The 12,346-nt window shown below is 41.1% G+C and carries 15 protein-coding genes; 11 read left to right on the forward strand and 4 right to left on the reverse strand.

The genetic code is table 11. The features are described from left to right. Nucleotides 1-11 precede the first annotated feature (11 nt). From AXW61_RS13200 to AXW61_RS13210, 3 genes are all read left to right on the forward strand, one after another. A complete protein-coding gene (locus tag AXW61_RS13200) occupies nucleotides 12-1,073 on the forward strand; it encodes a sulfate ABC transporter ATP-binding protein (protein ID WP_004693820.1) in 1,062 nt (353 codons plus the stop codon). A 57-nt stretch (nucleotides 1,074-1,130) separates the two neighbouring features. Then, nucleotides 1,131-2,054 carry a CysB family HTH-type transcriptional regulator gene (locus tag AXW61_RS13205; protein ID WP_062034665.1) on the forward strand — a complete coding sequence of 308 codons (924 nt, stop codon included), beginning with the start codon at nucleotides 1,131-1,133 and terminating at the stop codon, nucleotides 2,052-2,054. A 114-nt stretch (nucleotides 2,055-2,168) separates the two neighbouring features. Then, on the forward strand, nucleotides 2,169-3,383 hold the full coding sequence (locus AXW61_RS13210) for an outer membrane protein transport protein (RefSeq protein WP_062034666.1): 1,215 nt from the start codon (nucleotides 2,169-2,171) through the stop codon (nucleotides 3,381-3,383). A 60-nt stretch (nucleotides 3,384-3,443) separates the two neighbouring features. Here AXW61_RS13210 and carO read toward each other — a convergent pair whose 3' ends face one another. After that, entirely contained in the window at nucleotides 3,444-4,193 is a 750-nt protein-coding gene (carO, locus tag AXW61_RS13215) for an ornithine uptake porin CarO (RefSeq protein ID WP_062034667.1), read from the reverse strand. A gap of 302 nt (nucleotides 4,194-4,495) precedes the next feature. Here carO and dapD point away from each other — a divergent pair, with 302 nt between their 5' ends. The 6 genes from dapD to AXW61_RS13245 all read left to right on the forward strand — a co-directional run bounded on the left by dapD (nucleotide 4,496) and on the right by AXW61_RS13245 (nucleotide 8,492). After that, a complete protein-coding gene (gene dapD, locus AXW61_RS13220; protein ID WP_004693827.1) occupies nucleotides 4,496-5,317 on the forward strand; it encodes a 2,3,4,5-tetrahydropyridine-2,6-dicarboxylate N-succinyltransferase in 822 nt (273 codons plus the stop codon). 95 nt (nucleotides 5,318-5,412) lie between these two features. Then, a complete protein-coding gene (gene queE, locus AXW61_RS13225; RefSeq protein WP_005399705.1) occupies nucleotides 5,413-6,123 on the forward strand; it encodes a 7-carboxy-7-deazaguanine synthase QueE in 711 nt (236 codons plus the stop codon). A 43-nt stretch (nucleotides 6,124-6,166) separates the two neighbouring features. After that, a complete protein-coding gene (gene queC / locus AXW61_RS13230; protein WP_004693831.1) occupies nucleotides 6,167-6,835 on the forward strand; it encodes a 7-cyano-7-deazaguanine synthase QueC in 669 nt (222 codons plus the stop codon). 16 nt (nucleotides 6,836-6,851) lie between these two features. Further along, on the forward strand, nucleotides 6,852-7,259 hold the full coding sequence (locus tag AXW61_RS13235; protein ID WP_062034668.1) for a hypothetical protein: 408 nt from the start codon (nucleotides 6,852-6,854) through the stop codon (nucleotides 7,257-7,259). Nucleotides 7,260-7,331: 72 nt separating this feature from the next. Beyond that, a complete protein-coding gene (locus tag AXW61_RS13240) occupies nucleotides 7,332-8,024 on the forward strand; it encodes a diphthine--ammonia ligase (protein ID WP_062034669.1) in 693 nt (230 codons plus the stop codon). Nucleotides 8,025-8,033: 9 nt separating this feature from the next. Beyond that, the gene (locus tag AXW61_RS13245) at nucleotides 8,034-8,492 is read left to right on the forward strand and encodes a peroxiredoxin (RefSeq protein WP_062034670.1); all 459 of its coding nucleotides are present in this window, start codon (nucleotides 8,034-8,036) and stop codon (nucleotides 8,490-8,492) included. Nucleotides 8,493-8,562: 70 nt separating this feature from the next. Here AXW61_RS13245 and AXW61_RS13250 read toward each other — a convergent pair whose 3' ends face one another. Continuing rightward, the gene (locus AXW61_RS13250) at nucleotides 8,563-9,162 is read right to left on the reverse strand and encodes a LysE/ArgO family amino acid transporter (RefSeq protein WP_062034671.1); all 600 of its coding nucleotides are present in this window, start codon (nucleotides 9,160-9,162) and stop codon (nucleotides 8,563-8,565) included. Nucleotides 9,163-9,280: 118 nt separating this feature from the next. Here AXW61_RS13250 and AXW61_RS13255 point away from each other — a divergent pair, with 118 nt between their 5' ends. Next, on the forward strand, nucleotides 9,281-10,171 hold the full coding sequence (locus AXW61_RS13255; protein WP_010326423.1) for a LysR family transcriptional regulator ArgP: 891 nt from the start codon (nucleotides 9,281-9,283) through the stop codon (nucleotides 10,169-10,171). 37 nt (nucleotides 10,172-10,208) lie between these two features. On the opposite strand, the gene AXW61_RS13260 is transcribed toward AXW61_RS13255, so the two are convergent. Continuing rightward, nucleotides 10,209-10,805: a YceI family protein gene (locus tag AXW61_RS13260; RefSeq protein ID WP_062034672.1), complete on the reverse strand. Its 597-nt coding sequence runs from the start codon at nucleotides 10,803-10,805 to the stop codon at nucleotides 10,209-10,211. A gap of 43 nt (nucleotides 10,806-10,848) precedes the next feature. Continuing rightward, on the reverse strand, nucleotides 10,849-11,418 hold the full coding sequence (locus tag AXW61_RS13265) for a nicotinate-nicotinamide nucleotide adenylyltransferase (protein WP_062034673.1): 570 nt from the start codon (nucleotides 11,416-11,418) through the stop codon (nucleotides 10,849-10,851). 104 nt (nucleotides 11,419-11,522) lie between these two features. On the opposite strand from AXW61_RS13265, the gene AXW61_RS13270 reads away from it, so the two are divergent. Beyond that, nucleotides 11,523-12,323, forward strand: coding sequence for an enoyl-CoA hydratase-related protein (locus AXW61_RS13270; protein ID WP_004693847.1), 801 nt, complete (start codon nucleotides 11,523-11,525; stop codon nucleotides 12,321-12,323). The last annotated feature ends 23 nt before the right edge of the window (nucleotides 12,324-12,346 follow it).

Genomic DNA, 12,346 nt, shown 5'->3' on the forward strand with positions numbered 1-12,346 from the left:
GGAATGACCTCATGAGTATTCAAGTTAAAAATATTGAAAAACACTTTGGTGCCTTCCATGCGCTGAATAACATTTCTCTCGATTTTCCTGATGGTCAATTGGTTGCATTACTTGGGCCATCAGGTTGTGGTAAAACCACCCTGCTTCGTATTATTGCAGGGCTTGAGTCCGCGGATGGCGGTCAAGTCATCTTAGAAGGTGAAGATGCAACCAATGTACATGTACGTGAACGTGAAGTTGGTTTTGTATTTCAGCACTATGCCTTGTTTCGCCATATGACTGTATTTGACAATATCGCCTTTGGTCTCCGCGTTCGCCCACGTGCAACACGCCCATCTGAAGCTGAAATTAAAAAACGTGTCACACGTTTGCTGGACTTAGTCCAATTGGGGTTCTTGGCAGATCGTTACCCAGCACAACTTTCTGGCGGTCAACGTCAACGTATTGCACTGGCACGTGCTTTGGCAGTTGAACCACGCGTACTGTTACTGGATGAGCCTTTTGGTGCTTTGGATGCAAAAGTACGTAAAGAGCTCCGTCGTTGGTTACGTACTTTGCATGATGAACTTCATATCACCTCAATCTTTGTAACGCATGACCAAGAAGAAGCTTTAGAAGTCGCGGATCAAATCATTGTGATGAATAAAGGGAATGTCGAGCAAATTGGATCACCCCGCGAGGTTTATGAAAAGCCAGCAACGCCGTTTGTGTTTGACTTCTTAGGTCAAGCAAACCGTTTCGAAGGTCAAAATAACGCAGGGACGATCCAAATTGGTGAAGACCGTATTCAATTAGACTCTTTACGCAATGCACCTTCGGGCGACGTGATTGCCTTTGCCCGTCCAGATGAATTACGTATTCATGCACAGCCGCAAGACAATGCCATCCAAGCAACGTTCGTTCGAGAATTATGGATCGCGGGCAAAGTGGTTGCAGAGCTCCATGATCGCCAAGGCAAACTGATTGAAATATCCCTGACTTCTGAAGAAGCAAAATTACACCAATTTAGACCTAATCAAACGGTATGGTTAAGCCCATCAAACTTGCATTTATTTGCAAAACCTGCGGCTTAAGACCAATTGAATGGGGCATGTTGAATGCTTCATTCATCATAAAAGAGATCCAAAACTATGAACTTTCAACAACTCAGAATTATTCGAGAAACGGTGAGACAAAACTTCAACCTCACCGAAGCCTCTGCTGCACTGTATACCTCTCAATCAGGCGTCAGTAAACACATTAAAGACCTAGAAGATGAATTAGGCGTACAACTTTTTATTCGTAAAGGTAAGCGCTTACTAGGTTTAACTGAACCTGGCCAAGCACTACTAGGTATTGTTGAACGCATGTTGGTCGACGCAGACAATATTAAGCGTCTTGCAGATGATTTTAACCGTGTCGATGAAGGCACCTTGACGATTGCGACTACACATACACAAGCGCGTTATGTGCTACCACCAATTGTCAATCAATTCAAAAAAGAGTTTCCAAAAGTTCATCTTATTTTGCAACAAGCCAGCCCTGTTGAAATTACCGAAATGCTTCTACAAGGTGAAGCTGATATTGGTATCGCAACTGAGTCACTGACCACTGAAGACAATCTGGCTAGCGTGCCGTTCTATAATTGGCAGCATAGTATTATTACCCCGCAAAGCCACCCACTGGCGAGCAAGCAAAATATTAGCATTGCAGACTTGGCGGAATATCCACTGATTACCTATCACGGTGGTTTCACAGGCCGTTCAAAAATTGACAAAGCTTTTGAAGATGCTGGTGTGGATGTCGACATCGTAATGTCTGCTTTAGATGCCGATGTAATTAAAACCTATGTCGAACTGAATATGGGTGTTGGTATTGTCAACAATGTGGCATATGACGTTGAGCGTGACTACCGTTTAAAACAAATTCCAACCGATATTTTTGGTCTCAATACCACATGGATTGCAGTGCGTAAAGGTCACCTCCTGCGTGGCTATGGCTATGAATTTATCTCACTCTGCTCGCCAGATGCAGACATTAAAGCACTGAAAAGAGTGGCTTATCCAGAAGACTAAACCATTCTTATTTTCAAAAAGAGGCCTCCAAGCCTCTTTTTTTATTTTTAAAACCATATACTTTAAATGGGTATAGTGTATTATTTGATCAATTGATAAAAATATTGATGAGCAATGACAGTGAATATAAATCTGTTGGGCTCTCCATTACTTTGTTTATGTTTATATTCGTCGGGATCATGCTTTGCTGCTGCTTTTGAACGTTCAGGCCAAACGATACAACCCTTTTTTGAACATGGAAATTATGCAGAAATTTCTCTGGCTTATATTGACCCAGATGTTTCTGGCCAAGTTCAACAGATCGAGACACTGCAACAGTTTGGCATCACTGACTTTTCAACAGGCAATTTAAGCAATGAACAAGTAATGCTGGGAGCTGCACTAAAACTACAACTAAATCCTCAATTCAAATTTGCTGTCATTTATGACCAGCCTTTTGCTGTAGACATCGATTATCACTATCGCCCAAAGATTTATGGTGAAAGTTATGAGGTTGAATCTGCCGATATCGACTTTGAAAGTCATAATTTGAGTTCGCTTTTAGGCTACCAATTCAACCCACAATGGGAAATCTATGGTGGTTTAAGCTATCAAAGTTTTGCAGGCTCTTTAAAAGCGAAAGGTCAGGCCTATTCTGTGTTTGATGGCTATGATGCCGAGTTTAAACAAGATGAAAGCTTGGGCTGGTTAGCAGGTATTAGTTATCAAATCCCTGAATATTATTTTAGAACATCTTTGACTTATCGCTCAGCGATTAAACATGAAATCACTACAACAGAATCTATCGAGATCGGCGTAGACACACCCAATGTAATGGAGGTGAAAACACCACAATCGGTAAATCTTGATTTCATGACAGGACTTCCCTATCAAAATATCTTGTATGGGACGTTACGCTGGGTGAATTGGCAAGACTTTGTCATTCAACCACCCAAATTTAAAGCCGTGATCGATTATGCAGCGATGTTGTACCCAGAAGCCAAAGATATCAAACTCATTCAATACAATGAAGATCAATGGTCTGCAAAACTTGGCCTGGCACACGTATGGAATAAAAAGTGGCTGAGTTCTATGGAGCTACTCTGGGACTCTGGGATTAATAATCCTGCATCTACGCTTAATCCAAGTGATGGTTATCAAGGCATTGGTCTAGGCAGCATGTACACATATAACACTCAGTTTGATATTGCAGCTGGTCTATATTATTTGCGTTTTAAGAAGTCCAAAACATCTTCCGACTCAAACCCACTGGCAAACATTACAGGTCTTTCAGCGCTGAATGATAATGATGCATGGATCTTTGGACTCAAGTTAGCCCATCATTTTTAAAGACTTTAGCTAAAATCAGACATAAAAAAACGAGCCGAAGCTCGTTTTTTTATGTGTTGATTACCAGTGGTAACTTACACCCAATTTTGCAACTGGCATCCACTCATGCTTATCATCTGTACGGATTTTTTCTTCATCAGTAGCAATGTTATCTACAAGTGAACCACGTGTAGCATTATCTGGAGCTCCACCACTTACTAACGTTAAGTTAGCTTCTGGATTACCTGTGTAGTATGCACCCACTTCACCAAACACACCCCAGTTTTTATTGATTTTCGGCGCTAAACCTAAGCCAACGTATGGAGCGAAGTCGTTTTTATATTTCATCTTACCATTAATATGTGCACCGTTCGCGCCAGCAACGAAGTCTGTATGGTTCACAGAGAAACCTTCACCTGCTTTTACACGACGATCAAGCTCATATTCATTATCAATATAACCAACACCAGCAGCGACATAAAGACCTTGCGCCCATGGATTTGTACTTGCACCCCAAGGACGGATCTCAGCATTTAAATAACCAACGCTGTTGTCCATATCCATATCGTACTTTGAACCGTTGATAGACAAGTCATCAGACCATGAAATGTCACCACCGTTGTAACCTAAAGCTAAACCCACATATGGGTTAGCTGTCCACAACAAAGCGCCACCATAACCTGTTGTACCGACTTCAGCACGAACACCAGTAGGAATTAATTTATTTTGGTCAAAAGCATAACCATCTTTTACGACTGCATCATCAGCAAAAGCTGTACCTGCGACCGCCGACATTGCTGCTGCGATTGCAACTAAACGTAATGATTTCATGTTTTTTCTCCTCCAAGCAAAGATATTTTTACATCAATTACCATTTTTTGATGAGGTCATCTTAGAACAGTCTCGGACTATTTTTTATTCAAGATTTAGGCTATTTTTGTTATTTTTTGATACATTTTAGATTTTATTGTTGTTGTAAATCGCAATTCTTTACTTAACTGCTCTACTCGAACAGCCCTAAAAGTCGTATTTCCAATCATTCATTATTATTTCCGATCCTATGCTGTTTTTTCATCTATTCTCTGCACAATTTAGTGTAAAATCAGGAAAATTTTTTTTCTGGAAGGAAGATCATGTCTCAGCTTTCAACAATTATTGAACAAGCGTTTGAAGACCGTGCGAATTTTACAGCAGCGGACTGTCCTGCTGAAGTTCGTGCAGCAGTTGAAGAAGTCATTGCTGGTTTAGATAACGGGACATTACGTGTTGCTGAAAAAATTGATGGTGAGTGGGTTGTTCATCAATGGGTGAAAAAAGCTGTACTTTTATCATTCAAACTAAATGACAACAAACCAATTGAGTCATGTGACCTTCAATTCTACGACAAAGTAGATACCAAATTTACAGGTTGGACTGAAGAACAGTTTAAAGCGGCTGGCGTACGTGTTGTTCCTCCTGCGGTTGCACGTAAAGGTTCTTTCCAAGCGAAAAATGTGGTGTTAATGCCTTCTTATGTGAACATTGGTGCATATGTTGACGAAGGCACCATGGTTGACACATGGGCAACTGTGGGTTCATGTGCTCAAATTGGTAAAAACGTCCACTTATCTGGTGGTGTAGGAATTGGTGGTGTTCTCGAGCCACTTCAAGCAAACCCAACGATTATTGAAGACAACTGCTTCATCGGTGCACGTTCTGAAATCGTAGAAGGCGTGATCGTAGAAGAAGGTTCTGTGATTTCTATGGGTGTGTTCATTGGTCAATCGACTAAGATTTTTGACCGTGCAACTGGCGAAATTCACTACGGCCGTGTACCAGCAGGTTCTGTTGTAGTTGCAGGTAGCTTACCTTCTAAATGCGGTACTTACAGCCTGTATGCTGCAATCATCGTGAAAAAAGTAGATGCACAAACACGTTCTAAAACGAGCTTGAACGATTTACTACGCGACGAATAATTTTTAGTTGTCGTGCGGAACTCAAGTTCCTCATCTCTACGGTTAAGACTAGCCGTAGAGATTTTTGTTTTTCTAACCTGTGGTTTAATTTTGCTATGAATACGCTTCGATCTTCTGCTATCCCTGTTTCTGATCCTTCTGCGGGTCTACGTATCACGGAGATCTTTTATTCTTTGCAAGGGGAAGCCAACACCTCAGGGCTGCCAACAGTTTTTATTCGTTTAACGGGTTGTCCACTACGTTGTACTTACTGCGATACAACCTACTCCTTTGAAGGTGGCGAACGCCAATCTTTAGATCAGATTATTCAAACCACACTTGATTTTAAAACCCCTTATGTCTGCGTGACAGGTGGTGAACCTCTTGCACAGCCCAATGCGTTGCCTTTAATGCAACGTCTTGCTGACCTTGGCTGTGAAGTCTCTTTGGAAACCAGTGGTGCTTTAGATGTGTCTAAGGTTGATCCACGTGTTTCAAAAGTATTAGATTTGAAAACTCCAACTTCAGGTGAAGTTGCACGAAATTTGCTTTCGAATCTGGACCATTTAACCCAACACGACCAAATCAAGTTTGTAATTTGTAACCGTGAAGATTATGAATGGTCAAAACAGCAAGTTGAAGACTATAAACTCAATGAAAAAGTCAGCACAGTATGGTTCTCTCCTGCTTTTGCCGTTGAGAAAGGTGCTGCTCGTTTACCTCAACTTGCGCGTGACTTAGCGCAATGGATATTAGAAGACCATCTCCCTGTTTGCTTCCAACTCCAACTCCACAAGTTGCTTTGGAATGACGAAACTGGTCGTTAATACATTGCCTATTCATCTTTAATTTATATTTGGAGAAATTTGTATGCGCCCTCGTGCCATAGTTTTGTTATCTGGCGGTTTAGACTCAACAACTTGTTTAGCATGGGCGCAAGCACAGTATGACTGTACAGCGCTCAGCTTTATGTATGGTCAACGCTCAACCACTGAGCTCGATGCCGCACGCGAACTGACAAAAAAAGCAGGCGTAGAACATCGTGTCATTAATATCGACTTAGGTAATTTGGGCGGTTCTGCGTTAACAGACCATAGCATTGATGTTCCAGATCATGAACAAGTCGGTATTCCTGTAACTTATGTTCCAGCACGTAACACGATTTTCTTATCTTATGCCCTAGCAGCAGCAGAAGTTTTAGATGCCGAAGCCATTGTGATTGGTATTAATGCTGTTGATTATTCAGGGTATCCTGACTGTCGACCTGAATTTATTGAGGCATTTGCCAACATGGCTCGCCTTGCAACCAAGGTTGGCGTTGAAGGAAAACCTCTTAAATTTGAAACACCTCTGTTACATTTATCCAAAGCAAATATTATTCGCTTAGGTATAGAACATGGCGTAGACTATAGTCAAACGGTGTCTTGCTACCAAGCAGATGACCAAGGACGTGCTTGTGGGAAATGCGACAGCTGCCGCCTTCGTAAAGAAGGTTTTGCAGATGCTGGCGTAACAGACCCAACGCGTTATATACCGTAACGACAAGGTACAGTTTATGAAAAATTTAAAATCAAACATTTTGCTTTCTACATTGGTGTCTGCAGCTGCATTGTTCGCTACAGCTTCAAATGCTGCTGAATCGAACAAATTACAAGAAGCGTATAAAAGCAGCAATGTAAAATCGGCATTAATTAATGTTTGTAAAGAAGAAACTGCAAAAAGCAAAAAGCTTAGCGCAGCAGAAGTAAGCAAATACTGTACTTGTGCAGTTGAAGCTGATGGTAAGTTGACCAATGCACAAAAATGGGAAATCCAAAGTGCGATCAACCAAAAGAAAAGCCCGTCTACTTTAGCTTTTGTACAAAAGCAAAATAACGACCTACAAGCATGTTTCGGTCCACAGTTAACAGGTAAATTAAAATCTTTAACTGAAGAAGCAATGAAAGCTGCTCCGAAAAAATAATTCACTGAATGTGAATGAAGCCTGCTCTATGCAGGCTTTTTTATATGTTCAAAATAGATAGAACCTGAAAATATGTTCACCGAATGGAATACACGCGCCCAAAATCGCAAATTTGTTGCGTCATATAGTGGTGGAAAAGACAGCAGCCTTGCTTTATACCAAGCGATGCAAATGGGGGAACCTGTTGCATTAATTGTCATGTTAGAAGACCAAGGTCTGAAATCACGCTCACATGGAATGTCTCTCGATATTATTCATGCACAGGCAAAAGCAATTGGGCTTCCCATCTACAGTGCCTCCGCAACATGGCAAGACTATGAAAGCCAGTTCATTCAACTGTTGCAAAAAACTCAAGCTCTTGGGGCAGAAAGCTTAGTCACAGGTGATATTGATTTAATGGCACATGCCGAATGGAATCAATCTGTGTGTGACAAAAGTAAGCTCAGCTTATGTATGCCATTGTGGCAACGTCCACGTTCAGACATTGTGCATGAGTTTATTCAGCTTGGTTTTCAAAGCATCATCGTTACGGTCAACTTAAACTTAGGCATGACAGTTGAAGACTTAGGTCAAGTGCTTAGCCTTGAATATGTCAATGAACTGGTTGCAAGAGGCATTGATCCATGCGGCGAAGCGGGTGAATTCCACACTACGGTGATTGATGGCCCGATTTTCAAACATCCACTTTCGGTCGTTAAAGGTGATATTCTGTATCACGAAAATTATGCCTTTTTACCACTTGAATTAGAACACCGTGACATTTAAGGATAGAACATGACTGATACCATCCAACTTCCAAATCAGAACTTTCCAGCCACAACGGGTGAAGTGAACTTAACTGAAGTGCCGACTGAGTGGCTGATTGTGTATTTTTACCCGAAAGATTCAACGCCTGGTTGCACAACTCAAGCCGTTGGTTTTTCATGTTTAAAAGATCAGTTCGATGCCCTACAAACCACAATCATTGGTGTTTCACGTGACTCGGTTAAAGCACACCAGAATTTTACGGAAAAGCAGGCCCTAACCATTAATTTAATCAGCGACAAAGAAGAAGTGCTGTGTAAACACTTTGATGTGATTAAAGAAAAAAATATGTATGGTAAAAAAGTGATGGGCATTGAGCGCTCAACTTTTATTTTCCATAACGGTAAGCTGGTTAAAGAGTATCGTAAAGTAAAAGCTGCGGGACATGCTGAACAAGTTTTAGAAGACTTAAAAGGATTACAAGCTTAATGCATATAAGCCCGCAGATGCGGGCTTTGTTTTTTGTGATTTTTTAATTTATAGTTTTTTGCACACGCTTTTATTTCACAAGCAGTGAAATGGCGATCCCCCACATCACCAGAGCAATGATCGCATCCAGTACATTCCACGCTTTCGGATTTGCAAAAATGGGGATAAGCACACGAGCACCATAGCCCAAAGCAAAGAAAAACAACCAAGATGCACACACAGCCCCTAAAGCAAAGTACGCAGGTTGCTCAAACTGAGTTGAAATAGAACCCAGTAAAATAACCGTATCTAAATAAACATGCGGATTAAGCCAAGTCAGCGCCAAACACAGCAAAACAATATTCATTAGATGATGCTTTTCGATGGAACTTGCCTCCAAGCCCTGCTGTGATTTGAATGCCCGCAGTGCATGTTGGAATCCGTAACAAAACAGGAAAAGTGCCCCTGCCCATTTGGAAAACTGAATAATTTCAGGATAGTTCTGAAGCACTTTTGAAAAACCCGAAACACCTAAGACAATTAAAATCGAATCCGACAGTGCACAGACAAAACATACCCAAAAAACAAACTGCTTTTTGAGCCCCTGTTTTAGCACGAATGCATTTTGCGCCCCAATGGCAATAATCAGGCTCATCCCAACTGCAAGCCCTTGTACATATGTACTTAACATTTTGACTTTTCAACTTAATTGATGATGTCAGGATTATCTTTCATTTTTAGTTAAATTAAGTATTATTTAGAAAATATCAATATAACTAAAATATTTTTAGTTTAAAGCGAGCCTTGATATGCTGAATCACAAACAGTGCGACGCATTTTTAGCAGTGGCAGAAACGGGAAGTTTTGACCTTGCTGCCGAACAGCTATGCATTACTGCTTCTGCCGTCACTTTACGCGTACAGAGCCTAGAAAAAAGTTTGGGGCATTTATTAATTGTGCGGGAAAGACCTTGCCGCCCGACACAAGCAGGTCAATCGCTGCTACATTATTTGCAACATAGCCGACTGTTAGAGCAAAGTTTCATTCAGAACCTCACGGGTCATATGAACACCTCTGCTTTTTATCAAATCAACATTGCAACCAATGCCGACTCCTTAGCGACATGGCTGTTGCCATTGCTACAGTCAACATTAATTGAACAAAAGATCGTGGTGCATTTTCAGGTCGATGATCAATCGCAAACCCATCACTTACTTGAAGCCGGTTTGGTGAATGCCTGCGTGACAGATGAATCACAAGCCATGAAAGGCTGCGTAGCGAAATACATTGGCGATATGAACTATCGTTTTGTCGCCACGCCAACTTTTGCGCAGCAATGGTTTAAACAAGGTGTCAACCGAGAGTCTCTACGTGCAGCCCCTGCACTGATCTTTAATGCAAAAGATCAACTCCATACAGCGTATATCCAACAAAAGTTTGGACTCAATCCAACTCAATATCCACATCACTTTATTCCATCTTCCAGTGCATTTTTTGATGCGGTTACGATGGGACTCGGCTATGGTTGGTTGCCCTATTACCAAGCCAAACCGCGTTTGCAGGATGGCTCATTGGTTGAGGTAGATCCTCAACTCAATATCGATTTGCCTTTGTATTGGCATCATTGGAAACAGCAGTCGATGCAGTTAAATCAGCTAACAGATCTCTTGATTGAACAGGCTCACGCAGCGATGAATTAAACAAGACCTGAATGTAGGTCTTTAAGATATGAAGCCTCTATTGCACTTTCCACTGCCCTGACAGTTGAATATTCACTTTTTCGCCTACACCCCCAATGGCTTTTTTCATGCCAAAGTCACTTCGGTTAATCACGGCGGAGGACTGGACATCCAGTAGATTGGCATTATTGGCACTCGGTTTTAGTGTGGTGCTAAAGCTAACTGGCTTGGTAATGCCGCGAAGTGTTAAGTTTCCGACAATATTATATTGACCACCACCCAAGTCTTTAAAACTGGTGCTTTTAAAATTAGCGGTTTTGTACTTGGATGCATAAAACAAATCTTCACCCAAAATGATATTTTTCAGTGAAGGTTTACTCAAGCTTAGGCTATTTACATCCATGACAAAATTCGTTGAAGCATGCTGTGGTGCTTTAGCATCAAACTGCATGCTGGATTGCACCCGATTAAACTTAGCTCTTACAACGGTCACGCCCAAGGATTTAATTTCAAAGCCTACATTACTCTGAGGTGTCAATGTCCATGACTGGGCCTGCACTTGAGTGCTGAATGCAAATGTAACACCTGCAATCAGCAAAGCATTTTTAATGACCGCATAACGTGCAATCTGTTTCGTCTGTTGTTTTCTATCCATTGAACTCGATCCTCGTCGAAATATTTTTATTCGACTGAGAACCTTAGTCTAAATTGGATGGGTCCTGAGTTAAAAATTTGTGTTGTAACTGTTTATATATTTCACTTTGTTGGAATTTATGTAAAAACTCACTGGTTCCCAATGGAAACGCCTGCTCTAAAATATCACCTCGATAATAAGCTTCACGAACGGGGGTTGCAGACATCGCGTCTTGTAGACTATCGAGCTCAACCATTTGCCACTCAGGAAAAAGCTGTAAATAATACGAGGAATCATCTTTAAAATGGCCAATGAGTCCAACTTTAGAATCAGGTGTGACTACATGATTCACTAATTTTTTTACCAATTGCACCCATTTAACATCATTATAAACATCAATTACATGTACAAAGTGAATCCGTTTTTGATGCGCTTCTGAAAAGTTCGATAAAATCATTTCTTCACGTTCAGATGCTAAAAATGGATTTTTCGTATTTCGTTCATTTTGCGCAGAGCCTAAAGCCAAAATGACATTTTCACTTTGCTCTAAAGCAATCTTAATGGTTTGCATATGCGCCAAGTGAAATGGCTGGAAGCGACCAATGAATACGAGATAATCAAATGTATATGGCATAAATCTTTTACTTTTTTATGAACTGGTCAGTTGTGTCGATCATAAAATTATGCGACATAATGAGCCCATAAAATTAAACCAAACTTTCTAGCAAGGATAGTACGATGACACTGAGCTGTATTCAACAACCTCATCAACATTTGAATGCAAAATTAGACAATGGCGTACTGACATTAGCCATTCACCGTCCTGAAGCAAAGAATGCGTTATATGGCGAGCTTTATTTGTGGATCGCAAAAGCTTTAGATGAAGCAGATCTAGACAATAGCGTTCGTGCTGTCATTCTACGTGGAGAAGACGCGGACTTTACCGCAGGCAACGACATGCAAGATTTTATGAAATCTGCAGCGCAAAAAGGTCAAGCACCTGCGGCTGAAGGCCCTCCATTTATTTTACTTAAATCTGCGGCAAAATTTTCTAAACCGTTGATTGCGGCTGTACGTGGTGTGGCGATTGGTATTGGGGTAACGATCCTGTTACATTGTGACTTGGTTTATAGCGACAACACTGCCCTATTCCAAATTCCATTTGTCAGCCTTGGTTTATCTCCAGAAGGCGCTTCAAGCAAATTATTGGTAGAACAAGCAGGTTATCACAAAGCTGCTGAATTACTGCTGACCGCTCAGAAGTTTGACAGTGCAACTGCAGTTGCTGCAAACCTTGTGAATAGTATTGAAGATGATGTCTATGCAGCAGCAGCTAAAAAAGCGGCACAATTGTCTGCTTTACCTTTAGCCTCTTTAGTGCAGTCTAAAGCTTTGATGAAACACAATGTAAATGAAATTGTGGCTTGGATTGATCATGAAGCTGAAATTTTCATGGATCGTGTCGGCTCTCCAGAAATGATGGAAGCCGTATCAGCATTTATGCAAAAGCGTAAACCTGATTTCACCCAGTTCAACTAATCCTTCATCGTTGAATGACTAAA

Origin of the sequence: Acinetobacter sp. BMW17 (genome assembly GCF_001592855.1) — a bacterium.
Classification (GTDB): Bacteria; Pseudomonadota; Gammaproteobacteria; order Pseudomonadales; family Moraxellaceae; genus Acinetobacter; species Acinetobacter johnsonii.